This window comes from Enterobacter sp. H2G27, from assembly GCF_054403075.1.
Genome location: NZ_JBSVSI010000001.1, coordinates 3,381,841 through 3,408,517 on the forward strand (window position 1 = coordinate 3,381,841; position 26,677 = coordinate 3,408,517).

Below are 26,677 nucleotides of genomic sequence, written 5' to 3' on the forward strand. Positions count from 1 at the left end.
TCTCACATAAACATAATTATCTTAATTGTCCCATAACGGAACGCCATGACCAACTACAGCCTGCGCGCGCGCATGATGATTTTGATCCTCGCCCCCACCGTTCTTATCGGTTTGCTGCTGAGTATCTTCTTTGTGGTGCACCGCTATAACGATTTGCAGCGGCAGCTGGAGGATGCAGGCGCCAGCATCATCGAACCGCTGGCCGTATCCAGCGAGTACGGCATGAACCTGCAAAACCGCGAATCCATTGGGCAGTTAATCAGCGTACTCCACCGCCGCCACTCGGACATCGTACGCGCCATTTCCGTGTACGACGAACATAACCGGCTGTTTGTCACCTCGAACTTTCATCTCGATCCGGCGGCCCTGAAGATCCCGGACGGTACGCCGTTCCCGCGCCACCTCACCGTATTGCGGCGCGGCGATATCATGATCCTGCGCACGCCGATCGTGTCGGAAAGCTATTCCCCCGATGAGTCCGCGCAATCCGACGCCAAATCCAGCAATAATATGCTGGGATATGTGGCGCTGGAGCTGGATCTCAAGTCGGTACGGCTACAGCAGTACAAAGAAATCTTCATCTCTGGCGTGATGATGCTGTTCTGCATTGGCATTGCGCTGATCTTCGGCTGGCGCCTGATGCGCGACGTGACGGGCCCCATCCGCAACATGGTTAACACGGTTGACCGCATCCGCCGGGGACAGCTCGACAGCCGTGTGGAAGGGTTTATGCTGGGCGAGCTGGACATGCTGAAAAACGGCATCAACTCGATGGCGATGTCGCTGGCGGCCTATCACGAAGAGATGCAGCACAACGTTGACCAGGCGACGTCCGACCTGCGCGAAACGCTGGAGCAGATGGAGATCCAGAACGTTGAGCTGGATCTGGCGAAAAAGCGCGCCCAGGAAGCGGCGCGTATCAAGTCGGAATTCCTTGCCAATATGTCGCATGAGCTGCGCACGCCGCTCAATGGCGTGATCGGCTTTACCCGCCTGACGCTCAAAAGCGAGCTCAACCCCACTCAGCGCGATCACCTGCACACCATTGAACGCTCGGCCAACAACCTGCTGGCGATCATCAACGACGTGCTGGACTTCTCCAAGCTGGAAGCGGGCAAGCTGATCCTGGAAAGCATTCCCTTCCCGCTGCGCAGCACGCTTGATGAAGTGGTGACGCTGCTAGCGCACTCGTCGCACGATAAAGGCCTGGAGCTGACGCTTAATATTAAAAACGACGTGCCGGATAACGTTATTGGCGATCCGCTGCGCCTGCAGCAGGTCATTACCAACCTTGTCGGGAATGCCATTAAATTCACCGAAAGCGGTAATATCGACGTCCTGGTAGAGAAACGCTCGATCAGCAGCAATAAGGTTCAGATTGAAGTCCAGATCCGCGATACCGGCATCGGTATTCCGGAGCGCGACCAGTCGCGTCTGTTCCAGGCGTTCCGTCAGGCGGACGCCAGTATCTCCCGCCGTCATGGCGGCACCGGTCTGGGGCTGGTGATCACCCAGCGTCTGGTGAACGAGATGGGCGGCGATATCTCTTTCCACAGCCAGCCGAACCGCGGTTCAACCTTCTGGTTCCACATTAATCTGGACCTTAATCCGAACGTGCTGACCGACGGTCCGATGACGGACTGCCTGAAGGGCAAGCGACTGGCCTATGTTGAGCCTAACGCCGCGGCGGCGCAGTGTACGCTCGACATATTAAGCACCACGCCGCTGGAGGTGGTCTACAGCCCAACCTTCTCCGCCCTGGCCGTTGAGCATTACGACATCCTGCTGATGGGGATCCCGGTCACCTTTACCGGCGAGCTGACCATGCAGCAGGAGCGGCTGGCGAAAGCCGCGTCGATGACCGACTATCTGCTGCTGGCGCTGCCTTGCCACGCTCAGCTGAATGCAGAAGAGTTAAAAAATGACGGAGCCGCCGCGTGTCTGCTAAAACCGCTCACCGCGACCCGTCTCCTGCCCGCGCTCACGGAGTATTGCCGTCTTAGCCAGCATGCCCTTCCGCTGATTTACGATGAGCAAAAATTGCCGATGAGCGTGATGGCGGTGGATGATAATCCGGCCAACCTGAAGCTGATAGGCGCATTGCTTGAGGACCAGGTTCAGCATGTTGAGCTGTGCACCAGCGGCGCGCAGGCGGTTGAACAGGCTAAGCAGATGCAGTTCGATTTAATCCTGATGGATATTCAGATGCCGGGCATGGACGGCATCCGGGCCTGCGAGCTGATCCACCAGCTGCCGCATCAGCAGCAAACGCCGGTCATTGCGGTCACCGCCCATGCGATGGCTGGCCAGAAGGAGAAGCTGCTGAGCGCCGGGATGAACGATTACCTGGCAAAGCCCATCGATGAAGAGAAACTTCATAGCCTGCTGCTGCGCTACAAGCCGGGTCATATCGTCGGGACGTACACGGTTTCCAGCGAGCAGGCTGAGGTAAGCGTTAATCAGAACGCTACCTTTGACTGGCAGCTTGCGCTGCGCCAGGCGGCAGGTAAACCCGATCTCGCCCGCGACATGCTGCAAATGCTGGTCGCGTTTCTGCCGGAGATCCGCAATAAGGTGGAAGAGCAGCTGGTGGGTGAAAATCCGGAAGATCTGCTGGACGCGATCCACAAGCTACACGGCAGCTGCGGGTACAGCGGCGTGCCGCGGCTGAAAAACCTCTGCCAGCTGCTGGAGCAGCAGCTGCGTGCCGGTACGCCGGAATCGGAGCTTGAACCGGAGTTCCTGGAGCTGCTGGATGAAATGGATAATGTGACGCGGGAAGCGATGAAGGTGTTGGGAAGCTGAGGTAAATGCCCGGTGGCGCTACGCTTACCGGGCCTACAGGTGCACTAACGTAGGCCGGGTAAAGCGAAGCCGCCACCCGGCAACCACAGCTAAAATGCCTGCCCCACTTTCAGCACCGCAGCGATATTCCTTGCGGTCATCCTGACGTTCTCGCTGGCATTTTCCAGCGCGTCTTCCAGGGAGCAGATGGTGTAGATCACGCTAAACACTGCATCAATGCCGTGATCGTGTACTACGCCAACGTCCGCCGTCAGGCTGCCAGCAATGCCAATAACGGGTTTGTTAAAGCGTTTCGCCACCTTCGCCACCCCCACCGGGACTTTGCCGTGGATCGTCTGGCTGTCAATGCGGCCTTCCCCGGTGATCACCAAATCCGCATCGGCCACCTGGTCGGCCAGGTGTAGCGCATCGGTCACGATCTCAATGCCCTGGCGCAGCTGCGCGCCGCAAAAGGCGTACAGCCCAGCCCCCATGCCACCTGCCGCTCCGCCGCCAGCAAGGTTTAGCACGTCGATATCCAGATCCCGGGCAATGACTCTCGCATACTGCGCCAGCGCGTTGTCCAGGGTGACGATCATCTCGGGTGTGGCACCCTTTTGCGGTCCAAATACGGCTGACGCACCGTCCTTTCCGGTGAGTGGATTCGTGACATCACAGGCGACTTCTATCCGACACTCCGCCAGACGTCTGTCCAGCCCGCTCAGGTCGATACGCGCGAGTTTTCCCAGTTCGCCTCCGCCCTGCCCAAGAGGTTGTTCGCTCGCGTCGAGCAATTTAGCGCCCAGCGCCTGCACCATCCCTGCTCCGCCGTCATTGGTGGCGCTGCCGCCAATGCCAATGATGATATGCTTAACGCCCGCATCCAGCGCATGCCGAATCAGTTCGCCCGTGCCCCAGGAGGTGGTTTTCAGGGGATTACGCTGTGAAGGGACGACCAGCTCCAGGCCGCTTGCCGCCGCCATTTCAATAAAGGCGCTCTGCTCGTCACCGGATAAGCCATAAAACCCGTCCACCCGCTCACCCAGCGGGCCGGTCACCGGAACATGCACAATGCGTCCCTGCGTTGCCGCGATCATCGCCTCAACCGTCCCTTCGCCGCCGTCCGCAACCGGCAGTTTGACGTAAACCGCCTCGGGAAAGATCTCGCGAAAACCACGCTCTATCGCTGTCGCAACCTCAAGCGCACTCAAACTTTCCTTATACGAGTCCGGTGCGATAACAATTTTCATAAGCCATCCTTACGCATAGTCGTTACGTTAAGCATACACCACGTAAAAGACCGCTCATGGGAGCGGTCCCAATGCGTTTATCGTACCATGCACGGGCGTTTATTGTCGAATGTCCAGTCGGGGATCAGATACTGCATCGCCATCGCGTCATCGCGCGCGCCCAAACCGTGTTTCTGGTACAGCTCATGGGCCTTCATCACCTGGTCCATATCCAGCTCAACCCCCAGCCCCGGAGTGGAAGGCACCTGAACCATGCCACCTTTGATTTCAAACGGCTGCTTAGTCAGATGCTGATTACCCTCCTGCCAGATCCAGTGCGTGTCGATAGCGGTAATCCTCCCCGGAGCGGCAGCGGCAACGTGCGTGAACATTGCCAGCGACACGTCGAAGTGGTTGTTAGAGTGCGAGCCCCAGGTCAGGCCAAACTCATGACACATCTGCGCCACGCGCACCGAGCCCTGCATCGTCCAGAAGTGCGGGTCCGCCAGCGGAATGTCGACAGACTGCAATGACAGCGTGTGTCCCATCTGACGCCAGTCGGTAGCAATCATATTGGTCGCGGTTGGTAGCCCCGTTGCTCGGCGGAATTCCGCCATCACTTCACGACCCGAGAAGCCTTGTTCAGCCCCGCACGGATCTTCCGCATACGCCAGCACGCCTTTCAGCTGTTTACCAATTTTGATCGCTTCATCAAGCGACCATGCTCCGTTAGGATCCAGCGTCACGCGCGCCTGTGGGAAACGTTTTGCCAGTGCGGTAACGGCTTCCGCCTCTTGTTCCCCGGCCAGCACGCCGCCCTTCAGTTTGAAATCATTAAAGCCATATTTTTCGTACGCGGCTTCCGCCAGGCGCACCACCGCATCCGGGGTCATCGCCTCGTCGTGGCGGAGTCGGTACCAGTCGCATTGTTCATCCGGCTGGCTCTGATACGGCAGCGGTGTCAGCCTGCGGTCGCCGACAAAGAACAGATAGCCCAGCATTTCCACTTCGCTGCGCTGCTGTCCTTCACCCAACAGCGACGCGACGTTGACGCCCAGATGCTGACCCAACAGATCCAGCATCGCGGATTCAATCCCGGTCACCACGTGAATGGTGGTACGCAGATCGAAGGTCTGCAGGCCACGTCCCCCGGCATCGCGATCGGCAAAGGTGTTGCGCACGGTGTTCAGGACATTTTTGTACTCACCCAGCGTTTTGCCCACGACCAGCGGAATGGCATCTTCCAGCGTCTGGCGGATCTTCTCCCCGCCCGGAATTTCGCCCACGCCCGTATGGCCGGAATTGTCTTTGATAATGACAATATTGCGGGTAAAGAATGGCGCATGCGCGCCGCTCAGGTTCATCAGCATGCTGTCATGGCCCGCAACCGGAATGATTTGCATGGAAGTGACGACAGGGGTCGTAAAGGTACTCATCGTGTAATCCTTTTATCAGTGACGTCCAAAAACAGGGCGCTTACGGTCAAATGTCCAGCCGGGGATAAGGTACTGCATCGGGCCCGCGTCGTTACGCGCGCCGCCCGGTAGCTTTTTATACGCCTCATGGGCTTTATGGATCCGATCCCAGTCCAGCTCCACGCCCAGACCCGGCGCATCCGGTACGGCAATTTTGCCATCTATGATTTCCAGCGGATTTTTCGTCAGTCGGGCTTCACCTTCCTGCCAAATCCAGTGGGTATCGATGGCGGTCGGGTTACCCGGCGCCGCCGCGCCAACGTGGGTAAACATCGCCAGCGAAATATCAAAGTGATTGTTCGAGTGACAGCCCCAGGTGAGCCCCCACTCATCGCACAGCTGGGCCACGCGTACTGCGCCTGAGAGCGTCCAGAAGTGCGGGTCCGCCAGCGGTATGTCGACGGCGTTAAGCATCACCGCGTGACCCATTTCGCGCCAGTTGGTGGCGATCATATTGGTCGCGACCGGCAGCCCGGTGGCGCGACGGAACTCGGCCATGACTTCACGACCCGAGAATCCTTGCTCCGCGCCGCAGGGGTCTTCCGCATAGGTCAGGACATCCCCCAGCCCTTTGCACAGGCTAATGGCTTCATCCAGCAGCCATGCGGCGTTGGGATCGACGGTGATCCGTGCATCAGGGAAGCGCTTTTTCAGCGCCCGGGCCGTTTCGATCTCCTGCTCGCCGGGCAGCACGCCGCCCTTCAGCTTGAAATCCTTAAAGCCGTAGCGATCCTGCGCCGCCTCGGCCAGCCGCACCACCGCGTCGCTGGAGAGCGCTTCCTGATGGCGCAGCTGATACCAGTCGTGGTCGCCCGCGGTTCGGGCCAGATAGGGGAGATCGGTCTTATTGCGATCGCCAACGTAGAACAGATAGCCCAGCACGGTGACCGCATCGCGCTGTTTGCCGGGCCCCAGCAGCTCGCAGACCGGAACATTGAGCGCCTTACCCAGTAAATCGAGCAGGGCGGCCTCCAGGGCGGCAACGGCGTTGACCCGCAGTTCAAACGTCCAGGCACCTTTACCGAACGTATCAAAATCCGCCGACTGATTGCCCTTATGCACCCGCTGAACCACCTTGTTCAGACGGGCGATCTCCTGGCCCACGACCTGCGGAATGGCATCGACCAGCGTCTGGTAAATCACCTCTCCGCCAGGGGCCTCGCCCACGCCGGTATTCCCTGCGCTGTCTTTCAGCACGACGATATTACGGGTAAACCAGGCGTTATGCGCACCGCCAATATTGAGCAGCATGCTGTCCTGTCCGGCCACCGGGATGACCTTCATCTCCGTGATGGTTGGACTCGATTGCGTTGTCATCATCCACGCTCCGCTACAGGTTTAAGTTCGACGCGTTTGATATCCCCCACCAGCACCAGGTAACTCAGCACCGCCACCAGCGCATGCACACCTACGTAAATCAGCGCACCGTTAAAGGAGCCGGTGGTGCCGACGATGTAGCCGATAGCGATGGGCGTAACAATCCCGGAGATGTTGCCGAACATGTTGAACAGACCGCCGCTCAGGCCGCTGATCTCTTTCGGTGCCGTATCCGCCATCACCGCCCAGCCCAGCGCGCCAATGCCTTTGCCGAAGAAGGCCATCGCCATAAAGCCGATAATCATCCACTCGGCATTAACATAGTTACAAAACACCATGGTCATGGAGAGCAGCATGCCGAGCACGATAGGCGTTTTACGCGCGATGTTCAGGGAACCGGTGCGGCGCATCAGCCAGTCGGAAATCACCCCGCCGAGCACGCCCCCCACGAAGCCACAGATGGCCGGGACCGAGGCAACAAATCCCGCTTTCAGAATCGACATGCCGCGTGCCTGCACCAGGTATACCGGGAACCAGGTGATGAAAAAGTAGGTCAAGGCGTTGATACAGTACTGGCCCAGATAGATCCCGATCATCATGCGCGAGCCGACGAGCTGCCTGATCTGCGCCCATTTCTGGCTGAACGGCACTTTCGCCGTCGAGGATTTCTGATCCATGTTGATCAGCGCACCGCCTTCCGCGATGTACTCCAGCTCTTTTTTGTTTACGCCTGGATGCTGGTTGGGTTCGTGGATCACTTTCAGCCAGATAAAGCTGATGACGATCCCAAGCCCGCCCATGAAGAAGAAGACGTGTGACCAGCCCACCTCATGGGTCAGCCAGCCCATAATGGGCGCAAAGATCACCGTCGCGAAGTACTGTGCGGAGTTGAAAATCGCCACCGCCGTTCCCCTCTCCTGCGCCGGGAACCAGGCCGCCACAATGCGGCTGTTGCCCGGGAAGGAAGGTGCTTCCGCCAGCCCCACCAGGAAGCGCAGCGTGAAGAGCGCCACGATAATGCCGAAGCCGCTGAAGATATCGACGAAGCCCTGCAGCAGGGTAAAGGCAGACCAGATGAAGATGGACCAGAAATAGACGCGTTTCGAGCCAAAACGGTCCAGCAGCCAGCCGCCAGGAATTTGCCCGATGACGTAGGCCCATGAGAATGCGGAGAAAACGTAACCCATCCCCACCGGATCAAGGCCGATATCTTTTGCCATTTCCGAACCGGCAATCGACAGCGTGGCGCGGTCACCATAGTTAAAGGACGTGACGATAAACAGCATCACCACTATCCAGTAGCGGGCATTGGTGCGCTTTTCAGCGCTGCTCGCTGCGTGGCTTAATGTACTCATTGTTGCACTCCTGAAACATAGCTTTCGCCTGGTTCATTCTGTACAGCACCGGTAGGGTAATCAGAATGAGATTGGTTTTTGTCGTTTTAGTACGGCCTGAAGCCGTTTTATAGTGACCGGGAAAGTATATGAAGGAGAGCCTCTTCTCCTCACCGTGCAAAAACACAACATTGAAAGGAGTAGGGAACGTGGTTTGGGGCATAAGCCCAAAGCAGTGGAAGATGCTTCACGGAATCGAGGATTTGGTGTGGCTTCGTTGCCGGGTGGCGGTTAAGCCTTACCCGGCCTGGAGAACTATTTAAGCAGCGTTGCCCAGTGTTCGACCCACGGGTTTGATTCGCTTTCTGGCTCCGGGTGCTCACCCGCGTCAATCAGCAGCATCTCGCCGACGCGCTGGGCGCTCTGTTCCTGCAGGAGCGCATCGAACTGCTTGCCGCCGCCGCAGAAGTTGGCGTAAGAGCTGTCGCCGAGGGCGATGATGCCGTAGTGAACATCTGGCTGATAGCCAAGCTGGTCTTTAATGCCCTGGAACAGCGGCACGATGCTGTCCGGCAGGTCGCCCTGCCCGGTGGTGGAGGTCACCACCAGAATGTATTTATCTTTATACTTTTCCCAGTCCGCCAGCTCCGGATCTTCATAGACCGTGGCTTTATGGCCCTGGCTGGCGAGTATTGCCTCAGCCTCTTCCGCTACCAGCAGCGAGTTGCCGTACATTGTGCCGACAAAAATGCCTACTTCAGCCATGTTATTTTCCCATATTGAATGCGTTTACTGTTCATCCTGAACGTTGCCCGATACAAACTCAACCCTTTCATTTTCGGGGAGTTGTCCCAGCCAGCCAAACTGTGACAGCGCCTGCATCCAGACGTCGTCCAGCCGCGCACGGATAGTCAGCGGCTCGCCGGTAAACGGGTGCGTCAGGCTGAGCTCGCTCGCGTGCAGCATCAGACGATGGCAGCCAAAGTGTTCGGCCGCGCTGCGGTTCTGGCGCAAATCACCGTGTTTGCTGTCGCCAATAATCGGATGGCGCAGGTGCGCAAGATGGCGTCGCAGCTGGTGCTTACGCCCGGTTTTAGGCAGAAGCTCAACCAGGCTGTAGCGTGTGGTCGGGAATTTGCTGGTTGCCACCGGCATTTCCGTCGTCGCCATACCGCGATAATCCGTCACGGCGGGCTGCGGGCCTTTGTCATCGCGGGCAAATTTATCGGCGATTTTGTCCTGCTCCTCCACCAGCGGGTAGTCCAGCGTGGCGGACTCGGTCAACCAGCCCCGCACGATCGCGTGGTAGCGCTTCTGGATCTGATGTTGTTCAAACTGCTGCGCCAGCAGACGCCCCGCCTCGCTGGAAAGCCCCATCAGCAGCACGCCGGAGGTCGGCCGGTCGAGACGATGGGCGGTAAAAACATGCTGACCAATCTGATCGCGAACGGTCTGCATCACCACCACTTTCTCATCACGATCGAGCCAGCTGCGGTGTACCAGCCAGCCGGACGGTTTATTCACCGCCACCAGCCACTCGTCCTGATAGAGGATCTCAAGCGTCATGCATCTTCACCGGCAAACAGGGCATCCAGTTTTTCCAGTTCGACCAGCATGACGTCGCGCGCAGGGTGCGTCGCTTCGAGCGCCATTTCATAATAGGGAGAGACAGCAAACGCCTGCGGCAGCGGATGACCGCCCTCAAGCAGGGCGTGCATGCGCGGAATTAACACCCACTGCAGCCACTCAAACGGGGCCAGCGTATCCAGGCAGAAAGGCTGGGTGCTCGCGAACGCTTCTGGCTGCGGCGCGGTCTCCTGCCACAGCTGATGTTGGCGCAAAAGGGCTTCGATGGCGTGCAACTGAGCACGAACGCTATCGTGTTGCGTCATAGTAACCTCAACTGAAAAAGTGAACGGCGCGCAGCATAGCATTGCGGAAGGCAGAAATAAAAAAAGGGAGCACTGTAAAAACAGTGCTCCCGGTTCGTTTCGCAGCATTCCAGCTACAATTCGTGCTCCCTGCTCATCCGTGACAACTTTTCCTGAAGCCCGAAGGCCTGGTCATCCGTCTACCTTTTGCATCCTTCACACATCTTCCTGACGTGTTTGTTTCATCCTGAAACGTCCTGGCCTTCCTGACCCACCGACCATCCTGACCGGCTCTCATTCTCCTTCCTGGAGGTGTCCCTTACGCATCCTGCGTTATCCGATTCGCTTCATCCTGAAGCCTTCCTGCAGCGCCATCCTGACGAGTCCTGAGTGAGAAACGCCATCATCCTGATGTTCGTTTCTCGTGTCGGCTTCCTGCCGACGAAGATAGAATCCGCTATTCCGCTTCGTCTTACAACCCACTCAGCCAGCGTTGTAAGACGCGAGGACTCCCTAAAAATAATAGGCCGAACAACTAATCCGTTGAAAAATAGAGTGATATTAATCTGAATTTAATGAGGTAATACTGAATGTTCCAGCGATCTCTCACAAACGTTGTAAGAGATCTCTCACACGCGATATAGCATCAGGGATTACAGAAGTGGCTCAAGTCGGGTGAGGAAATCCGCAAGAGAGGGGGCGAGAGTCTCGCGATTGCGGGTACCGATAGTCTCTTTAACCACTTCACCTGACAGGTTACAGACGGATAACACATCCAGTTCGCTGTCCAGCGTGGCAATAAAGAGCGTCGGAGAAAGCTTAAGGCGTTTTTGCGTGACAAGATGACCAATCAGGTTTTCCTGAACACGCTGCAGATCGTCTTCGCTCCAGGTCTGCAACAGCGTCAGCGTGATATCGGCAAAGCGCGCGGGCATATCCCCTGCAAACTGTGCGGTATAAAATGCGTGAACCGCTGGTTGTACCACAATGTCCATTGCCCGCTCAACCGCATTTACATTTTGCTCGCCGTCAAAAGGTTTTGGTTGCCAGATAACGTAACCGCCGAGCGAAGAGATAATACACGGTGAAGGTACGCCATATAAATCAGAACTTTGCGGCCACGAGCCCTGCTTTTCATGCCATGCGTCGCAGTAGCGGGTCGTAAAGGTAGTGAGGGCATTTGCAGTTTCGATGTCCACCGATTTCTCTCTTCTTGTCAGACAGGATAAACTCAGGCCATAAGTGTACCTGTAAAGTGGCTATGAAACATGTCTTACGAAAATCATCAGGCGTTAACCGGCTTAACGCTGGGTAAATCGACCGATTACCGCGATACCTACGATGCAAGCCTGCTGCAGGGCGTGCCGCGCAGCCTGAACCGCGATCCTCTGGGTCTGCACGCAGACGCGCTGCCGTTCGTGGGTGGCGATATCTGGACGCTGTACGAACTCTCGTGGCTCAACGCACGCGGCCTGCCGCAGGTGGCGGTGGGCCACGTTGAGCTGGACTATGCCAGCGTGAATCTCGTCGAGTCTAAAAGCTTTAAGCTCTATCTCAACAGCTTTAACCAGACAAACTTTAACAGCTGGGACGACGTTCAGCACACGCTGGAACGTGATTTAAGCGCCTGCGCGCAGGGAAAGGTGAGCGTTTCACTGTATCGCCTGCACGAGCTGGAAGGGCAGCCAGTCGCCCACTTCAACGGAACCTGCATCGACGATCAGGATATTGAGGTGAAGAATTATGAATTTAGCGCCGATTACCTCGAAAACGCGGCGAGTGGCAAGGTGGTCGAAGAGACGCTGGTCAGCCATCTGCTGAAATCCAACTGCCTGATCACCCACCAGCCGGACTGGGGCTCGGTGCAGATCCAGTACCGCGGCCCGAAAATTGACCGGGAAAAATTGCTGCGCTACCTGGTGTCATTCCGACATCACAACGAATTCCACGAGCAGTGCGTGGAGCGCATCTTTAGCGATATTCAGCGCTTCTGCCAGCCAGAAAAACTGAGCGTTTATGCGCGCTATACCCGCCGCGGCGGTCTGGACATCAACCCGTGGCGCACCAACACCGATTTTGTGCCGGCGACCGGACGGCTGGTGCGTCAATAATATAAATATTTTCACAATATGCGCGGTATCTTCCGCGCTTTAGGTTGTGAAACGTCACGCGCCAGGGCTATTGTAATCAACAGGGAAAGACGATAATCGTCCCGTAAGGAGCTCACTTGATTACACATATTAGCCCGCTTGGCTCAATGGATATGTTGTCGCAGCTGGAAGTGGACATGCTTAAGCGCACGGCCAGCAGCGATCTTTATCAACTGTTTCGTAACTGTTCACTTGCCGTACTGAACTCCGGAAGCCTGACAGATAACAGTAAAGAACTGCTGTCCCGCTTCGAAAGCTTTGATATCAACGTGCTTCGCCGCGAGCGTGGCGTGAAGCTTGAAGTCATCAACCCGCCGGAAGAGGCCTTTGTTGACGGGCGTATCATTCGTTCACTTCAGGCTAACCTGTTTGCCGTGCTGCGTGACATCCTGTTTGTTAACGGGCAGATCCACAACGCAGGTCGTTTCCAGCATCTCGATCTGGAAAGCTCGGTCCATATCACCAACCTGGTGTTCTCCATTTTGCGTAACGCCCGTGCCCTGCACGTCGGCGAAGCGCCGAACATGGTTGTCTGCTGGGGCGGCCACTCCATTAACGAAACCGAATACCTTTATGCCCGTCGGGTTGGAACGCAACTCGGCCTGCGTGAGCTGAATATCTGTACCGGCTGCGGTCCGGGTGCGATGGAAGCACCAATGAAAGGAGCGGCGGTTGGGCATGCGCAGCAGCGCTACAAAGAGGGACGGTTTATCGGCATGACCGAACCGTCCATCATCGCCGCTGAGCCACCTAACCCGCTGGTTAATGAGCTGATTATCATGCCGGATATTGAGAAGCGTCTTGAAGCGTTTGTCCGTATCGCCCACGGCATTATCATCTTCCCGGGCGGCGTGGGGACAGCGGAAGAGCTGCTCTATCTGCTGGGTATTCTGATGAACCCGGCCAACAAGGATCAGGTTCTGCCGCTGATCCTGACCGGGCCAAAAGAGAGCGCCGACTACTTCCGCGTGCTGGACGAGTTTATCGTGCACACGCTGGGTGAAGCCGCGCGTCGTCACTATCGCATCATCATTGACGATGCCGCGGAAGTGGCGCGCCAGATGAAAAAAGCGATGCCGCTGGTGAAGGAGAACCGTCGCGATACCGGCGATGCGTACAGCTTTAACTGGTCAATCCGTATTGCGCCAGACCTGCAGATCCCGTTCGAGCCAACGCACGAAAATATGGCAAACCTGAAACTCTACCCGGACCAGCCGGTGGAAGTGCTGGCTGCCGATCTGCGTCGCGCCTTCTCCGGTATTGTCGCGGGCAACGTGAAAGAGATGGGCATCCGCGCCATTGAACAGTACGGTCCGTACAAGATCCACGGCGACCCGGAGATGATGCGCCGCATGGACGACATGCTGCAGGGCTTTGTCGCCCAGCACCGCATGAAGCTGCCAGGCTCAGCCTATATTCCTTGCTACGAAATCTGCACATAACGCTTAGCGATATCTCATCCAAGCCGGGTCGCCCTGTTGCGCGTTCCGGCTTTTTTATTCCTGATGTAATTCATACGAATCACTTATGTCTTTAACAAACTATGCCCAAACGCAAACGATTACCTTGTTTTCTCAACCGTAAATTATCAGCCTTAATCTAAATTACCCGTCAGAAAATACTAAAAACCCCTTTCTTTACAGCTAAAGACACCTATATCACGGGCCAGTCTTTCAGCTCACGTGTCGTTGGTGGTAGCCTTCGCGCCCGTAAATTCTCTTTGGTGTTTTTTTAACAGATAAATGGTCTAAAGATGCCCACATCATAAGTGGATTATTGCATTTGGGATCAGGATCACTGATAGATTCATAACTAGAATGTATCTTTCCGCCCGCCAATAGTTACGGGCAAAAATTATTAAAAAACCGTCACTGAACGAATTTCATATTACCGTCAGGCACTTTTTCATCGGATTTGACTAAAAACCTGACAATTCGCTTCCTCCAGGAGATACAGATGGAAACCACTCAAACCAGCACCGTTGCTTCGATTGAATCCCGAAGTGGTTGGCGCAAAACGGATACCATGTGGATGCTTGGCCTTTACGGCACGGCAATCGGCGCTGGTGTACTGTTCCTTCCTATCAACGCAGGCGTCGGCGGTCTGATTCCGCTGATCATTATGGCTATCATTGCTTTCCCGATGACCTTCTTTGCACACCGCGGTTTGACCCGCTTCGTGCTGTCCGGTAAAAACCCGGGCGAAGACATCACTGAAGTGGTTGAAGAGCATTTCGGCGTGGGCGCAGGTAAGCTGATTACCCTGCTCTACTTCTTCGCGATTTACCCTATCCTGCTGGTTTACAGCGTGGCGATTACCAACACCGTTGAAAGCTTCATGCTGCACCAGCTGCACATGACGCCGCCTCCGCGTGCCATCCTGTCTCTGATCCTGATTGTCGGCATGATGACCATCGTGCGCTTCGGTGAGCAGATGATTGTGAAGGCGATGAGCGTGCTGGTGTTCCCGTTTGTGGCTGCTCTGATGCTGCTGGCCTGCTACCTGATCCCACAGTGGAACGGTGCAGCGCTGGAAACCCTGTCCCTGAGCAGCGCATCGGCGACCGGTAACGGCCTGCTGATGACCCTCTGGCTGGCGATTCCGGTAATGGTCTTCTCCTTCAACCACTCTCCAATCATCTCTTCCTTCGCCGTTGCGAAACGTGAAGAGTACGGTAACGGCGCAGAGAAGAAGTGCTCCAGCATCCTGGCACGCGCTCACATCATGATGGTTCTGACCGTTATGTTCTTCGTCTTCAGCTGCGTACTGAGCCTTTCCCCGGCGGATCTGGCTGCAGCGAAAGAGCAGAACATCTCTATCCTGTCTTACCTGGCGAACCACTTTAACGCACCGCTGATTGCGTGGATGGCACCGATCATCGCGATTATCGCCATCACCAAATCCTTCCTGGGCCACTACCTCGGCGCACGTGAAGGCTTCAACGGTATGGTGATAAAATCTCTGCGCGGTAAAGGCAAGAGCATTGAAATCAACAAGCTGAACAAAATCACCGCGCTGTTCATGCTGCTCACCACCTGGGCAGTAGCGACCCTGAACCCAAGCATCCTGGGCATGATTGAAACCCTGGGCGGCCCGGTCATCGCGATGATTCTGTTCCTGATGCCGATGTACGCGATTCAGAAAGTCCCTGCTATGCGTAAGTACAGCGGTCATGTGAGCAACGTGTTTGTGGTTATCATGGGTCTTATCGCAATCTCTGCGATCTTCTACTCCCTGTACACCATGTTCTGATTACCACCCGCGCCGTTTTCGGACGGCGCACTCCTCCCTCTCTGACTGAAAGCAATGGACGCATCATGATTAGCGTATTCGATATCTTCAAAATCGGTATTGGTCCTTCCAGCTCTCATACCGTCGGACCGATGAAAGCCGGTAAGCAGTTCACGGATGACTTGATTGCACGCGGCATCTTGCACGACATTACGCGCGTGGTTGTAGATGTGTACGGCTCGCTTTCCCTGACCGGGAAAGGCCACCATACCGATATCGCGATTATCATGGGCCTGGCGGGAAACCTGCCGGATACCGTTGATATTGATGCGATCCCTGGTTTCATCCAGGACGTTAATACCCACGGGCGCCTGCTGCTGGCGAACGGCGAGCACGAGGTTGAATTCCCGGTTGACCACTGCATGAATTTCCATGCGGACAACCTGTCGCTGCACGAAAACGGCATGCGCATTACCGCGCTGGCCGGCGAAAAAGCGGTATACAGCCAGACGTATTACTCAATCGGCGGCGGCTTTATCGTCGACGAAGACCACTTTGGTCAAACCAGTACTTCCTCTGTCGAGGTGCCGTATCCGTACAAAACGGCGGCAGACCTCCAGCGCCACTGCCAGGAGACGGGCCTTTCCCTCTCCGGCCTGATGATGAAAAACGAGCTGGCACTTCACAGCAAAGAGGAGCTCGAACAGCACTTCACTAACGTCTGGGAAGTGATGCGCGGCGGTATTGAGCGCGGGATCACCACCGAAGGCGTTCTGCCGGGCAAACTTCGCGTGCCGCGTCGTGCTGCAGCGCTGCGCCGTATGCTGGTGAGCACCGACAAAACGACCACGGACCCGATGGCCGTGGTGGACTGGATCAACATGTTCGCCCTGGCGGTAAACGAAGAGAACGCCGCAGGGGGCCGTGTGGTCACCGCGCCGACCAACGGTGCCTGCGGTATCGTTCCGGCGGTGCTGGCGTACTACGACAAGTTTATCCGTGAAGTGAACGCGAACTCGCTGGCGCGCTACCTGCTGGTGGCCAGTGCAATTGGTTCGCTGTATAAGATGAACGCGTCTATTTCCGGTGCGGAAGTGGGCTGTCAGGGTGAAGTCGGCGTGGCGTGCTCTATGGCGGCGGCGGGTCTGGCGGAACTCTTGGGCGCAAGCCCGGCGCAGGTGTGCATCGCAGCGGAAATCGGCATGGAACATAACCTGGGGCTGACCTGTGACCCGGTTGCCGGCCAGGTACAGGTGCCGTGCATCGAGCGTAACGCGATTGCCTCCGTGAAGGCGGTTAACGCGGCGCGAATGGCGCTGCGCCGCACCAGCGAGCCTCGCGTCTGTCTCGATAAGGTTATCGAAACCATGTACGAAACCGGTAAAGATATGAACGCCAAATACCGCGAAACCTCTCGCGGCGGCCTGGCGATGAAGATCGTAACCTGCGATTAAGCCTCTCAGGAAGCCTCGTTTTGCGAGGCTTCTTCCTGTTTTCCCCACCATTCATAGTTTCACGCTGCTGACAGTGTTACCCTTCACATATGAGATAGAAGGGAGATTATCTGTGGCCGTTCATTTACTTATCGTCGATGCACTAAACCTGATTCGCCGTATCCATGCGGTACAGGGGACGCCTTGTAAAGACACCTGCCTGCACGCGCTGGAACAGCTTATCCGCCACAGCGAGCCCACCCATGCGGTCGCGGTTTTTGATGACGAAGACCGCAACACGGGCTGGCGACACCAGCGTTTGCCCGACTACAAAGCCGGACGCGCACCGATGCCGGACGATCTTCACGCTGAATTGCCCATGCTGCGCGCTGCATTTGAACTGCGGGGCGTCCCCTGCTGGGGCGCACAGGGAAATGAAGCCGACGATCTCGCAGCCACTCTGGCCGTAAAGGTAGCCAGCGCCGGGCATCAGGCCACTATCGTTTCAACTGACAAAGGCTACTGTCAGCTGCTCTCCCCAACTATCCGCATTCGCGACTATTTTCAAAAACGCTGGCTGGACGCGCCATTTATTGCCAGCGAGTTCGGCGTCTCGCCTGGACAACTGCCTGATTACTGGGGGCTGGCAGGCATCAGCAGCTCTAAGGTTCCGGGTGTCGCCGGTATTGGGCCGAAAAGCGCCGCGCAGCTGCTGGCCGATTTTCAGAGTCTGGAAGGGATTTACGCCCGTCTGGATGAGGTGCCGGAAAAGTGGCGCAAGAAGCTGGAGGCGCATAAAGAGATGGCGTTTATCTGCCGGGAAATCGCAACGCTACAGACGGATTTACAGCTCGACGGGAATTTACAGCAGCTGCGTTTAGAACGTTAAAACCACTACACAGTTTTTTTTGCCCGGTAAGCGCAGCGCCACCGGGCAAAGCAAAGCACGCACTATCGCTCGTCGCGACGTCCGCCGACCGCTGCCCACCAGCGACGAATGTGCACCGTCACCTCTTCGCGGTCGTGATACAGCTGACGCGCCTGGATCTCCACGTTAATACCGTGTTCATCCATCTGCTCCTGAATGTAGGCCAGGTTCTGCGACACTTCCTCATAGCGCTTTTTCATCGGCAGCTTGAGGTTGAAAATGGTCTCACGACACCAGCCGTTGACAAGCCAGGAGGCCATCAGCGCGGCGACTTTTGCCGGCTTCTCAACCATATCGCACACCATCCACGAGATGTTGTTACGGTTCGGGCGATAGCGGAAACCGTCTTCACGCAGCCAGGTGACCTGCCCGGTGTCCATCAGGCTTTGCGCCATTGGGCCGTTATCAACGGACGATACCCACATGTTGCGTTTCACCAGCTGATAGGTCCAGCCGCCCGGGCACGCGCCAAGGTCGACGGCGTACATGCCGTTTGCCAGACGCTCATCCCACTCATCCGCCGGGATAAAGACGTGGAACGCCTCTTCCAGCTTGAGCGTGGAACGGCTTGGCGCATCGGCCGGGAAGCGCAAACGCGGGATGCCCATAAAGAAGGGAGAGTTGTTGGTGGTGTACGAATAGCCTGCATAGCAGCAGCCCGGTGCGATAAAGAAGATATGCACCACCGGACGCTTCGGCGTTTCGTAGTTCGTCAGCACGCCCGCATCACGCAGTGCCGCACGCAGCGGCACGGTGAACTTACGGCAGAACTTCATCAGCTCTTTACTTTCGTTGGTATCCGCCACTTCAACGCGCAGATCGCCGCCCTTTTCAACCACGCCCTGCAGCATGCCGACAATTGGCGTAATGCGGTCCTCCGGCGGAAGATCCTTCAGCAGCTCACCCGCAACAAACATCTGGCGAGCAAAGATCAGCGAGCTGAACGGCAGCTCGCGTGCCAGCTTGTCTGCGTCTTCGGGCTGGTAGCACTCGAATACCACATAGCCCGCGTTCTCTTTTACGCGGGCAAAGCCGAAGACTTCGCGCTTCGCCGCTTTATCGGTAATTTCCGCGGCGCACTCTTTCTCAAACCCCGGGCGACAATATAAAACAACCTTATTCATGAACAACGCCCTTGCGTTTCAGACGGATAGCTCCGATAAACATTAATACCCAACCCGCCAGGAAGCTGAAGCCACCGACGGGTGTAACGAACGCCCACAGGCGTAGATGTGAGAGTGCAAGGCAGTACAGGCTACCGCTGAATAACACGGTACCCAGCGCCATAAACACGCTGCTCCAGTAAAACCAGATACTGATACGACGCTGCATCGCCACCGCCAGCCCAAAAATAGCCAGCGTGTGGAATGCCTGATATTCAAGGCCGGTCTGGATCCAGCCCATCTCTACAGCGCCCAAAGACTTGCTTAATACATGTGCGCCAAAGGCGCCCAGTGCAACAAAAATAAAGCCACTCACCGCGGCAAAAATCAGCATGAATCGGCTGGTCATGTTTAAGTCCTGAGTTGATGCGTGCCCGGCACACAAACGTTATTGTTCATACCTGAAGCGGAATTTTTCTTGCTCGGTTGCCGCTTTCGCCAGTATCCACTGCCGGAAGGCGGCTATTTTACCCAGTTCTGCCTGACTGTCATGACAAACCAGATAAAATGCATTCTTGCTGACCAGTACATCATTAAAAGGGCAGACCAGGCGGCCTGCCTCAATTTCAGACTGCGCCATGACGTTGTTCGCCAACGCCACGCCTTGTCCGTGAATGGCAGCCTGTAACACCATCGCACTGTGGCTAAAGATGGGTCCCTGCTGCACGTTTATATGAGTAAGACCTAATTGACGGGTATAAGTTTGCCAGTCGCGGCGAGAGGCATCATGCAAAAGCGTATGCTGCGCCAGATCAGCGGGAGACTTCAGCGCCTTGTCGCCCGTTAACAGCAGGGGAGAACAGACCGGCAGGAGATATTCTGCGTATAATTTCTCAACACGCAAGCCCGGCCAGTTACCGCGACCATAAAAAATGGCGACATCCACGTCATCGGCCAGCTTGTCCTCCTGACGATCTACCGCCTGGATTCGAACGTCGATCCCCGGATAAGCTGAGTTAAAGCTTGAGAGTCTGGGCACCAGCCATTGAATCGCAAAACTGGGCAATAAACTGACAGTCAGGGCACCTTTTGCACTGCGAGCCTGCAGCTTACGCGTGGCTTCCGTAAGCTGAGAAAAAATCTCTTTAATATCCTGAAAATAGCTCTGCCCCTCTTCGGTCAACAGCAACGAACGGTTGCGTCGACGAAACAGCTTAAGGCCCAGAAAATCCTCCAGAGACTTGATTTGGTGACTTACTGCGGCCTGTGTCACAAAAAGCTCATCTGCTGCGCGGGTAAAGCTCAGGTGACGTGCTGCTGCATCAAAAACACGTAATGCATTAAGAGGTGGCAATCGCTTTGACATGGTTATCTGGCTTAGATGTTAACGGATTTTAACAAACAGGAAACAACGTTTAACCTATTAGTTTTTTTTATCTGAGCCATTATAATTTGTCCGTTGAGGAACTACCAGCAAATACCTATAGTGGCGGCACTTCCTGAGCCGGAACGAAGAGCTTTTTTCGGAATGCGTGTTCTGAAGGGCTTTTGGCTTACGGTTGTGATGTTGTGTTGTTGTGTTTGCAATTGGTCTGCGATTCAGACCACGGTAGCAACGCTACCAATTTTTCACTTCCTGTACATTTACCCTGTCTGTCCATAGTGATTAATGTAGCACCGCCAATTTGCGGTGCTTTTTTTTCGCTTGCGATCTGTTAATGCTCGATCTCTTTCATCTCTTTCACGTCCGTGCGGTTGATCTGCTGCTTGTTCCCGTTAGCATCTTTGTACGAAATCATCCCGGTATCATTATCGGTAGTCGGTTTCCCTTCCGAAACGATAGAACGACCATCGTTGGTGTGCATCACGTAGTTATTACCAGAACAGGCGCTCAGGGCAAAAGAAAACGCACAGGCAGAAATGATTGCAGCTGTCTTATTCATGATTATTCTCCTTTAGCAATTAATGCTATTCAAACCTCGATTTATAACAGGCTAAAACATCAACCTAACACTATTTAGCATAACCTGCTTTTATAGGGTCATCAGGATAAGCAGACAATTCTGATAGATATCAACCTCCTTGCCCTGCAGCTGAAATTGCGCGACGATCGCTATATTGAAATGAGGAATCCCATGAACGCTTTCAGCCCTGCGCAGTTCCGCGCACAGTTTCCAGCCCTGGCCGATGCCGGTATTTATCTGGATAGCGCCGCCACCGCCCTTAAGCCCCAGGCGGTGATTGAGGCCACTCAGCAGTTCTACAGCCTGAGCGCCGGGAACGTACATCGCAGCCAGTTTGCCGAAGCGCAGCGGTTAACCGCGCGCTATGAAGCGGCACGCGATCAGGTCGCTCGCCTGATCAATGCCGAAAGCGGGAAAAACATCGTCTGGACGCGCGGCACGACCGAGGCCATCAACATGGTGGCCCAGTGCTACGCGCGCCCGCTGCTTCAGCCGGGCGATGAGATCGTCGTCAGCGAGGCGGAACATCACGCCAACCTGGTGCCGTGGCTGATGGTGGCCAAGCAGACGGGCGCACGCGTGGTGAAGCTTCCGCTGGGTGCAGACCTTCTGCCCAATGTGGCCCGCCTCCCCGAGCTGATTACCTCCCGCAGTCGCATTCTGGCGCTCGGACAGATGTCGAACGTCACGGGAGGTTGCCCGGATCTGGCTCAGGCCATTCGCATAGCCCATGCCTGCGGGATGGTGGTGATGGTTGACGGCGCTCAGGGCGTGGTGCACTTCCCCGCCGACGTGCAGGCGCTGGATATCGATTTCTATGCCTTCTCAGGACATAAACTTTATGGGCCAACCGGTATTGGGGCGTTGTACGGCAAGCCAGAACTGCTGGCAAAAATGACGCCGTGGCTTGGTGGCGGCAAAATGATTACCGAAGTGTCGTTCGAGGGCTTCAAAACGCAGGACATCCCCTATCGTCTGGAAGCCGGTACGCCGAACGTGGCGGGGGTGATTGGCTTAAGCGCGGCGCTGGAGTGGCTGGCTGAAATCGACATTGTTCAGGCTGAAAGCTGGAGCCGGGGGCTGGCGACGCTGGCAGAGGAAGAACTCAAAAAGCGCCCGGGTTTCCGCTCGTTCCGCGTTCAGGACTCAAGCCTGCTCGCCTTTGATTTTGCGGGCGTACATCACAGCGACATGGTGACGCTGCTGGCCGGGTATGGCATTGCCCTGCGTGCCGGACAGCACTGCGCCCAGCCGCTGCTGGCGGCGCTTGGCGTTAACGGTACGCTGCGCGCCTCGTTTGCGCCGTATAATACCCAAAGCGATGTCGACGCGCTGGTTGCCGCCGTTGACCGTGCCCTTGAAATACTGGTGGATTAATGACTAGCGCTGCTTTAGCCGGACACCCGTTTGGCACCGTCATCACAGAAGAGACCTTGAAACAGACCTTCGCCCCGCTCCAGCAGTGGGAAGATAAATATCGACAGCTGATCCTGCTGGGTAAACAGCTCCCTGCCCTTTCAGACGATCTCAAAGCGCAGGCGAAAGAGATTGCGGGCTGTGAGAATCGAGTCTGGCTGGGCGTGAGCGTCTCCGGTGAGAAGCTGCACTTCTTCGGCGACAGCGAAGGCCGCATCGTCCGGGGCCTGCTGGCCGTATTGTTGACCGCTGTGGAAGGGAAAAGCGCGGCGGAACTGCTGGCGCATTCGCCGCTGGCATTATTTGATGAGCTGGGACTGCGCGCGCAGCTCAGCGCCTCGCGCGGTCAGGGGCTGATCGCGCTAAGCGAAGCCGTGCAGGACGCCGCACGCCAGGCTCAGGCCTGACGCTCCGCTTTCGCCATCATCTTCTTCAGGGCGTGTGACACCGCCACAAAGCCAAAGGAAGCGGTCACCATCGTGGCCGCGCCAAAGCCTGAGGCGCAATCCATCCTCTTTGGTCCTTCCGCCGTGCTTTTCATCGCGCACACGGAGCCGTCCGCCTGCGGGTAAACCAGCGCTTCGGTCGAGAACACGCAGTCAACGCCCAGCTTGCCTTTGCTGTTCTTCACCACGTTAAAGTCGCTCTTCAGGCGCTCACGCAGCTTAGCCGCCAGCGGATCCTGAATGGTTTTCGCCAGATCGGCTACCTGGATCTGCGTAGGGTCGATTTGCCCGCCCGCGCCGCCCGTCGTCACCAGGGGAACCTTGTAACGACGACAATAGGCGATCAGCGCCGCTTTTGGCCGCACGCTGTCGATGGCGTCAATCACATAGCTGTAGCCTTTGCTCATATACTCCGCGACGTTATCTGCCGTCACAAAGTCGTCGATCACCGTGACCTGACATTCCGGGTTGATCAGGCGGATACGCTCCGCCATGACCTCAGACTTCGCCAGACCAACGTTATCGCGCAGGGCGTGGATTTGACGGTTGGTGTTGGTGACGCAAACGTCATCCATGTCAATCAGCGTGATTGCGCCAATACCGGTTCTCGCCAGCGCTTCTGCCGCCCACGACCCCACACCACCAATGCCCACGACGCAGACATGCGCATCCGCAAACAGCTGCAGGGCTTTTTCACCATATAAACGTGCCGTCCCGCCAAAACGCTGGCGCCAGGCGTCGCTGATTACCACAGACATAAAACCTCAGATGTAAAAAGGGTGAGGTTATCCTCACCCTGAACAGTAATCCGTATTGCGCTCAGAATACCACAATCAGCCGCTGAATACGTTTCCGGCACCTGGTGCCGCCTTCAGTACCCACACGCGTCCGTAGTGATTATACCAGCCCGCACGATGACCTGCGTCAGGGCCAATACCCTGATAGATGTCGAAGTGCTGGCCTTTAATCGCCCCGCCGACGTCCAGCGCCACCATCAGACGCAGCTCATACTGGCCGTTGAACTTGCCGTTGTTGTCCAGCAGCGGGACCTCAGCAAGCAGCGTGGTGCCTGCAGGAATAATCGAACGATCGGATGCTACCGACGCGCGGCCAATCAGCGGAACTGCGCTCGCCCCTTTCACCGGCGCGAAGTTTTGCGGTTTGAAGAAGACGAACGACGGGTTCTGCTCAAGCAGCTCGCGCACCTCGGCTTCGCTGTGTTTCTCGCCCCACTCGCGGATCGCCTGCATCGACATATCTTCTTTCTTCACTTCGCCGCGGTCGATCAGCACCTTGCCGATACTGCGATAGGCGTGGCCGTTTTTACCGGAATAGCTGAAGAAGTTAAGTGGCGAACCGTCGCCAAAATCAATGTAGCCGCTGCCCTGAACGTCCATGATGAAGTTATCCATCAGGGAGTTGCTGTAGGCCAGGACGTAGTTTTCGCTCAGCGCACCGGCGTAGATCTCGGCGCGCGACGGGAGGCGACCGCGTTTTGGCGGCATACGGTAGATAGGATACTGGAACTCGCCCTGACGCGAGTGTCGTGCCTGGATAACTGGGGTATAATAGCCGGTAAACTGGACGTTGCCGTAGTTATCGGCCCCTTCCATCTGCCAGGCGTCGATACCAAACTGGCGCATATTGCGCGTATCGCCGCCTGCTTTCAGCCAGTCCTGGACCGCGTTATATACGCTACTCTGGGCGCCATACAGACGCGGCGACGCGTTGCGGATCTGGTAGACCTGCTCGGAGAAATCACCGGCATTAATCGGTGCGCCGACAGCATCAGGCTGATTAACTAAAGAGAAAGGCTGGGATAACTTCCCGTCTTTATACTGTTGACCGCGATCGGTCGGTTTGGAAGAACAGGCCGCAAGAATCGCTACCATTGCGCCCGTCATCAGATACTTCGCCCAACGTCCTTTCATTATATCTCGTCTTTAAGTTGCCCATTTCCGCGTGATGAAGATAACAAACCGCCAGGGCTAATGAAATGCGATCGCATGCCCTTTGGCAAATTTTGCGCAAAAAATAGTCCAAACAACGCCATGTCGTTCAATTTGCATACAAAATCATGATAAATGTGAAAAAGGGGTTGCATCACAAGTCTATCCGAGTATAGTGCGCATCCACGGACGCGGGGTGGAGCAGCCTGGTAGCTCGTCGGGCTCATAACCCGAAGGTCGTCGGTTCAAATCCGGCCCCCGCAACCAATTAAAATTTGATGAAGTATCTTCTACGACCAGTAGAAAGACGGACGCGGGGTGGAGCAGCCTGGTAGCTCGTCGGGCTCATAACCCGAAGGTCGTCGGTTCAAATCCGGCCCCCGCAACCAATCAAATTTGAAGAAGTAAGCTTCTACAAGAGTAGAAAGACGGACGCGGGGTGGAGCAGCCTGGTAGCTCGTCGGGCTCATAACCCGAAGGTCGTCGGTTCAAATCCGGCCCCCGCAACCAACACTTCTAAAACAATAAACACCCTGAAGGGTGTTTTTTTGTATCTTGTCGTTTGTGAATTTGCCGGGCGTGTACCCGGCTGAAAGCGTTATCCGCGCCGCGCCAGCGTCGCCCCGTCAGAGAAATACGCACGAATCCCTGCCAGAATCGACTCCGCAACCTCCTGCTGGAATTTTGCCGTCTTGAGCTTACGCTCCTCTTCCACGTTACTGATAAACGCGGTTTCAACCAGGATGGACGGAATATCCGGCGCCTTGAGTACCGCAAATCCGGCCTGTTCAACGCTGTTCTTATGCAGCTTATTGATGTTCCCCAGCTTGCCCAGCACCGCTTTACCAAACTTCAGGCTGTCGTTAATGGTCAGCGACTGCACCATATCGAACATGGTGTGGTCGACGTAGCGATCGCCGCTTTTGCTCACGCCACCAATCAGGTCCGAGGCGTTCTGGGTGTCCGCAAGGTATCTCGCGGCGGTACTGGTCGCGCCTTTGGTTGAGAGCGCGAACACGGACGAACCGCTTGGCTGGCGGCTGGTAAACGCATCCGCATGGATCGACACGAACAAATCTGCGCGCTGCTTCTGTGCTTTCGCCACCCGGACCTTCAGCGGAATAAAGATATCTTCATTGCGCGTCATATAGGCGCGCATATTGCCTTCTTTATCAATCAACGCCTTCAGGCGACGGGCAATTTGCAGCACCACGTCTTTTTCACGCGTACGGTATTTTCCCACCGCGCCGGAGTCTTCGCCGCCGTGGCCAGGATCGAGCATGATCACAATCGGACGATCGCGCCCTGCTTTCCCCGGCTGCGGACCACTTTGCGCGGGCGGCACCTGACGCTGAAGATCGCCTTTGTTGTAATCCTCCAGCAGGGCGAGAAGCGGATCCTGAATATCCGTCGCATTGGCCGGGTAGAGATCCATGACCAGTCGCTCTTTAAACGTCGCGACGGGCGCCAGGGCGAACAGCTGCGGCTTCACGTTCTGCTTAAGCTCAAACACCATGCGCACGGTTTGCGGGTCGAACTGCCCGACGCGCGCCGATTTAATAAACGGATCGTCGCCGCGGATCTGCGCCGCCATCCCTTTCAGCACGGAGTTGAGGTTAACGCCTTCGAGATCCACCACCACGCGTTCCGGGTTGCTGAGGGCAAATTGCTTATATTTCAGCACGCGATTGGATTCGACCGTCACGCGCGTATAGGTCGACGATGGCCAGACGCGGACCGCTACCACCTGACTGGTTGCGGCAAGACCGACCTGACTGACGCTAAGCAACCACATTGCCCCGGCCCCTTTTAACAAACGGCGGCGGCTTATTGCTGAATTGGATCCCGACATGCTTCTCCCGAGCAAGAACACTGACTGATATACAAAATGTCCAGATTGACCGAAAACTTTAACGAATGACGCATAAACTGTCATCTATAAAAGGGTAAACAATCATACGCTAACGCACGGATTACTTACCAAATTCTGTGGGTCGCGGAAAATTTGCGCTTGCACACGCGGTCACAATCGAATAAAAATACATAA

General features: G+C 56.2%; 23 protein-coding genes and 3 tRNA genes. 11 read left to right on the forward strand and 15 right to left on the reverse strand.

Annotation, left to right across the window (positions count from 1 at the left end; translation table 11 throughout):
* The first annotated feature begins 45 nt into the window (after nt 1-45).
* Entirely contained in the window at nt 46-2,805 is a 2,760-nt protein-coding gene (gene barA, locus ACW9E7_RS15970; protein ID WP_143345464.1) for a two-component sensor histidine kinase BarA, read from the forward strand.
* Nucleotides 2,806-2,894: 89 nt separating this feature from the next.
* Here the strand turns inward: barA and ACW9E7_RS15975 are convergent, their stop codons facing one another.
* From ACW9E7_RS15975 to syd, 8 genes are all read right to left on the reverse strand, one after another.
* Nucleotides 2,895-4,034 (reverse strand): glycerate kinase, encoded by a 1,140-nt coding sequence (locus tag ACW9E7_RS15975; protein ID WP_458728071.1) that lies wholly within the window; start codon nt 4,032-4,034, stop codon nt 2,895-2,897.
* Between the two features lie 77 nt (nt 4,035-4,111).
* The gene (gene gudD, locus ACW9E7_RS15980; protein ID WP_458728072.1) at nt 4,112-5,449 is read right to left on the reverse strand and encodes a glucarate dehydratase; all 1,338 of its coding nucleotides are present in this window, start codon (nt 5,447-5,449) and stop codon (nt 4,112-4,114) included.
* Nucleotides 5,450-5,464: 15 nt separating this feature from the next.
* Nucleotides 5,465-6,805 carry an enolase C-terminal domain-like protein gene (locus ACW9E7_RS15985; RefSeq protein WP_274243295.1) on the reverse strand — a complete coding sequence of 447 codons (1,341 nt, stop codon included), beginning with the start codon at nt 6,803-6,805 and terminating at the stop codon, nt 5,465-5,467.
* The gene (gene gudP / locus ACW9E7_RS15990) at nt 6,805-8,160 is read right to left on the reverse strand and encodes a galactarate/glucarate/glycerate transporter GudP (protein WP_090418491.1); all 1,356 of its coding nucleotides are present in this window, start codon (nt 8,158-8,160) and stop codon (nt 6,805-6,807) included. The genes ACW9E7_RS15985 and gudP overlap by 1 nt, the downstream gene beginning before the upstream one ends.
* Nucleotides 8,161-8,454: 294 nt before the next feature.
* Complete coding sequence (locus ACW9E7_RS15995) at nt 8,455-8,904, reverse strand: flavodoxin (RefSeq protein ID WP_029741558.1); 450 nt, start codon at nt 8,902-8,904, stop codon at nt 8,455-8,457.
* Nucleotides 8,905-8,928: 24 nt separating this feature from the next.
* On the reverse strand, nt 8,929-9,705 hold the full coding sequence (truC, locus tag ACW9E7_RS16000) for a tRNA pseudouridine(65) synthase TruC (protein ID WP_458728073.1): 777 nt from the start codon (nt 9,703-9,705) through the stop codon (nt 8,929-8,931).
* Nucleotides 9,702-10,031, reverse strand: a complete 330-nt coding sequence (locus ACW9E7_RS16005; RefSeq protein ID WP_023309024.1) for a YqcC family protein — start codon at nt 10,029-10,031, stop codon at nt 9,702-9,704. The genes truC and ACW9E7_RS16005 overlap by 4 nt, the downstream gene beginning before the upstream one ends.
* 632 nt (nt 10,032-10,663) lie before the next feature.
* Nucleotides 10,664-11,209 carry a SecY-interacting protein gene (syd, locus tag ACW9E7_RS16010; RefSeq protein ID WP_458728074.1) on the reverse strand — a complete coding sequence of 182 codons (546 nt, stop codon included), beginning with the start codon at nt 11,207-11,209 and terminating at the stop codon, nt 10,664-10,666.
* Between the two features lie 69 nt (nt 11,210-11,278).
* Here syd and queF point away from each other — a divergent pair, with 69 nt between their 5' ends.
* The 5 genes from queF (at nt 11,279) to xni (ending at nt 17,713) form a co-directional block, all read left to right on the forward strand.
* Nucleotides 11,279-12,121 carry an NADPH-dependent 7-cyano-7-deazaguanine reductase QueF gene (gene queF / locus ACW9E7_RS16015; RefSeq protein ID WP_458728075.1) on the forward strand — a complete coding sequence of 281 codons (843 nt, stop codon included), beginning with the start codon at nt 11,279-11,281 and terminating at the stop codon, nt 12,119-12,121.
* A gap of 116 nt (nt 12,122-12,237) precedes the next feature.
* The gene (gene ppnN / locus ACW9E7_RS16020; RefSeq protein ID WP_023309027.1) at nt 12,238-13,602 is read left to right on the forward strand and encodes a nucleotide 5'-monophosphate nucleosidase PpnN; all 1,365 of its coding nucleotides are present in this window, start codon (nt 12,238-12,240) and stop codon (nt 13,600-13,602) included.
* Between the two features lie 514 nt (nt 13,603-14,116).
* Nucleotides 14,117-15,412 carry an HAAAP family serine/threonine permease gene (locus ACW9E7_RS16025; protein WP_111965430.1) on the forward strand — a complete coding sequence of 432 codons (1,296 nt, stop codon included), beginning with the start codon at nt 14,117-14,119 and terminating at the stop codon, nt 15,410-15,412.
* Between the two features lie 65 nt (nt 15,413-15,477).
* Nucleotides 15,478-16,845 (forward strand): L-serine ammonia-lyase, encoded by a 1,368-nt coding sequence (locus ACW9E7_RS16030; RefSeq protein WP_111965429.1) that lies wholly within the window; start codon nt 15,478-15,480, stop codon nt 16,843-16,845.
* A gap of 112 nt (nt 16,846-16,957) precedes the next feature.
* Nucleotides 16,958-17,713 (forward strand): flap endonuclease Xni, encoded by a 756-nt coding sequence (gene xni, locus ACW9E7_RS16035; RefSeq protein WP_458728076.1) that lies wholly within the window; start codon nt 16,958-16,960, stop codon nt 17,711-17,713.
* Nucleotides 17,714-17,775: 62 nt separating this feature from the next.
* Here the strand turns inward: xni and rlmM are convergent, their stop codons facing one another.
* The 4 genes from rlmM to ACW9E7_RS16055 all read right to left on the reverse strand — a co-directional run bounded on the left by rlmM (nt 17,776) and on the right by ACW9E7_RS16055 (nt 20,798).
* The gene (gene rlmM, locus ACW9E7_RS16040) at nt 17,776-18,876 is read right to left on the reverse strand and encodes a 23S rRNA (cytidine(2498)-2'-O)-methyltransferase RlmM (protein ID WP_111965427.1); all 1,101 of its coding nucleotides are present in this window, start codon (nt 18,874-18,876) and stop codon (nt 17,776-17,778) included.
* Nucleotides 18,869-19,264, reverse strand: a complete 396-nt coding sequence (locus ACW9E7_RS16045) for a DUF423 domain-containing protein (RefSeq protein ID WP_023309031.1) — start codon at nt 19,262-19,264, stop codon at nt 18,869-18,871. The genes rlmM and ACW9E7_RS16045 overlap by 8 nt, the downstream gene beginning before the upstream one ends.
* A gap of 39 nt (nt 19,265-19,303) precedes the next feature.
* Nucleotides 19,304-20,221, reverse strand: coding sequence for a glycine cleavage system transcriptional regulator GcvA (gcvA, locus tag ACW9E7_RS16050; protein WP_032643156.1), 918 nt, complete (start codon nt 20,219-20,221; stop codon nt 19,304-19,306).
* Nucleotides 20,222-20,570: 349 nt separating this feature from the next.
* Nucleotides 20,571-20,798 (reverse strand): YgdI/YgdR family lipoprotein, encoded by a 228-nt coding sequence (locus ACW9E7_RS16055; RefSeq protein ID WP_115876192.1) that lies wholly within the window; start codon nt 20,796-20,798, stop codon nt 20,571-20,573.
* 192 nt (nt 20,799-20,990) lie between these two features.
* On the opposite strand from ACW9E7_RS16055, the gene csdA reads away from it, so the two are divergent.
* On the forward strand, nt 20,991-22,196 hold the full coding sequence (gene csdA, locus ACW9E7_RS16060) for a cysteine desulfurase CsdA (RefSeq protein WP_458728077.1): 1,206 nt from the start codon (nt 20,991-20,993) through the stop codon (nt 22,194-22,196).
* Nucleotides 22,196-22,642: a cysteine desulfurase sulfur acceptor subunit CsdE gene (csdE, locus tag ACW9E7_RS16065; RefSeq protein WP_115876194.1), complete on the forward strand. Its 447-nt coding sequence runs from the start codon at nt 22,196-22,198 to the stop codon at nt 22,640-22,642. Before csdA ends, csdE begins: the two co-directional genes overlap by 1 nt.
* On the opposite strand, the gene tcdA is transcribed toward csdE, so the two are convergent.
* Together tcdA and mltA are read right to left on the reverse strand one after the other, a co-directional pair.
* Complete coding sequence (tcdA, locus tag ACW9E7_RS16070) at nt 22,633-23,439, reverse strand: tRNA cyclic N6-threonylcarbamoyladenosine(37) synthase TcdA (protein WP_003862764.1); 807 nt, start codon at nt 23,437-23,439, stop codon at nt 22,633-22,635. The two genes, csdE and tcdA, sit on opposite strands and share 10 nt — an antisense overlap.
* Before the next feature lie 75 nt (nt 23,440-23,514).
* A complete protein-coding gene (mltA, locus tag ACW9E7_RS16075; RefSeq protein ID WP_111965423.1) occupies nt 23,515-24,612 on the reverse strand; it encodes a murein transglycosylase A in 1,098 nt (365 codons plus the stop codon).
* Between the two features lie 208 nt (nt 24,613-24,820).
* Between mltA and ACW9E7_RS16080 the strand changes: the two genes are divergently transcribed.
* The 3 genes from ACW9E7_RS16080 (at nt 24,821) to ACW9E7_RS16090 (ending at nt 25,140) form a co-directional block, all read left to right on the forward strand.
* Nucleotides 24,821-24,897: transfer RNA gene (locus ACW9E7_RS16080), tRNA-Met, on the forward strand.
* A 45-nt stretch (nt 24,898-24,942) separates the two neighbouring features.
* A tRNA-Met gene (locus ACW9E7_RS16085) sits at nt 24,943-25,019 on the forward strand.
* 44 nt (nt 25,020-25,063) lie between these two features.
* Nucleotides 25,064-25,140: transfer RNA gene (locus tag ACW9E7_RS16090), tRNA-Met, on the forward strand.
* 88 nt (nt 25,141-25,228) lie between these two features.
* Here the strand turns inward: ACW9E7_RS16090 and amiC are convergent.
* A complete protein-coding gene (amiC, locus tag ACW9E7_RS16095; protein WP_023309036.1) occupies nt 25,229-26,482 on the reverse strand; it encodes an N-acetylmuramoyl-L-alanine amidase AmiC in 1,254 nt (417 codons plus the stop codon).
* Nucleotides 26,483-26,677 lie beyond the last annotated feature (195 nt).

What these genes read in the sequence shown, in the direction of transcription:
- gcvA (WP_032643156.1), bottom strand. Translation starts at nt 20,221, where the DNA reads ATGTCAAAGCGATTGCCACCTCTTAATGCATTACGTGTTTTTGATGCA.
- rlmM (WP_111965427.1), bottom strand. Translation starts at nt 18,876, where the DNA reads ATGAATAAGGTTGTTTTATATTGTCGCCCGGGGTTTGAGAAAGAGTGC.
- gudP (WP_090418491.1), bottom strand. Translation starts at nt 8,160, where the DNA reads ATGAGTACATTAAGCCACGCAGCGAGCAGCGCTGAAAAGCGCACCAAT.
- ACW9E7_RS16045 (WP_023309031.1), bottom strand. Translation starts at nt 19,264, where the DNA reads ATGACCAGCCGATTCATGCTGATTTTTGCCGCGGTGAGTGGCTTTATT.
- truC (WP_458728073.1), bottom strand. Translation starts at nt 9,705, where the DNA reads ATGACGCTTGAGATCCTCTATCAGGACGAGTGGCTGGTGGCGGTGAAT.
- csdA (WP_458728077.1), top strand. Translation starts at nt 20,991, where the DNA reads ATGAACGCTTTCAGCCCTGCGCAGTTCCGCGCACAGTTTCCAGCCCTG.
- ACW9E7_RS16055 (WP_115876192.1), bottom strand. Translation starts at nt 20,798, where the DNA reads ATGAATAAGACAGCTGCAATCATTTCTGCCTGTGCGTTTTCTTTTGCC.
- ACW9E7_RS16025 (WP_111965430.1), top strand. Translation starts at nt 14,117, where the DNA reads ATGGAAACCACTCAAACCAGCACCGTTGCTTCGATTGAATCCCGAAGT.
- mltA (WP_111965423.1), bottom strand. Translation starts at nt 24,612, where the DNA reads ATGAAAGGACGTTGGGCGAAGTATCTGATGACGGGCGCAATGGTAGCG.
- csdE (WP_115876194.1), top strand. Translation starts at nt 22,196, where the DNA reads ATGACTAGCGCTGCTTTAGCCGGACACCCGTTTGGCACCGTCATCACA.
- ACW9E7_RS16030 (WP_111965429.1), top strand. Translation starts at nt 15,478, where the DNA reads ATGATTAGCGTATTCGATATCTTCAAAATCGGTATTGGTCCTTCCAGC.
- queF (WP_458728075.1), top strand. Translation starts at nt 11,279, where the DNA reads ATGTCTTACGAAAATCATCAGGCGTTAACCGGCTTAACGCTGGGTAAA.
- ACW9E7_RS16005 (WP_023309024.1), bottom strand. Translation starts at nt 10,031, where the DNA reads ATGACGCAACACGATAGCGTTCGTGCTCAGTTGCACGCCATCGAAGCC.
- ACW9E7_RS15985 (WP_274243295.1), bottom strand. Translation starts at nt 6,805, where the DNA reads ATGACAACGCAATCGAGTCCAACCATCACGGAGATGAAGGTCATCCCG.
- tcdA (WP_003862764.1), bottom strand. Translation starts at nt 23,439, where the DNA reads ATGTCTGTGGTAATCAGCGACGCCTGGCGCCAGCGTTTTGGCGGGACG.
- ACW9E7_RS15975 (WP_458728071.1), bottom strand. Translation starts at nt 4,034, where the DNA reads ATGAAAATTGTTATCGCACCGGACTCGTATAAGGAAAGTTTGAGTGCG.
- barA (WP_143345464.1), top strand. Translation starts at nt 46, where the DNA reads ATGACCAACTACAGCCTGCGCGCGCGCATGATGATTTTGATCCTCGCC.
- ACW9E7_RS15995 (WP_029741558.1), bottom strand. Translation starts at nt 8,904, where the DNA reads ATGGCTGAAGTAGGCATTTTTGTCGGCACAATGTACGGCAACTCGCTG.
- gudD (WP_458728072.1), bottom strand. Translation starts at nt 5,449, where the DNA reads ATGAGTACCTTTACGACCCCTGTCGTCACTTCCATGCAAATCATTCCG.
- amiC (WP_023309036.1), bottom strand. Translation starts at nt 26,482, where the DNA reads ATGTCGGGATCCAATTCAGCAATAAGCCGCCGCCGTTTGTTAAAAGGG.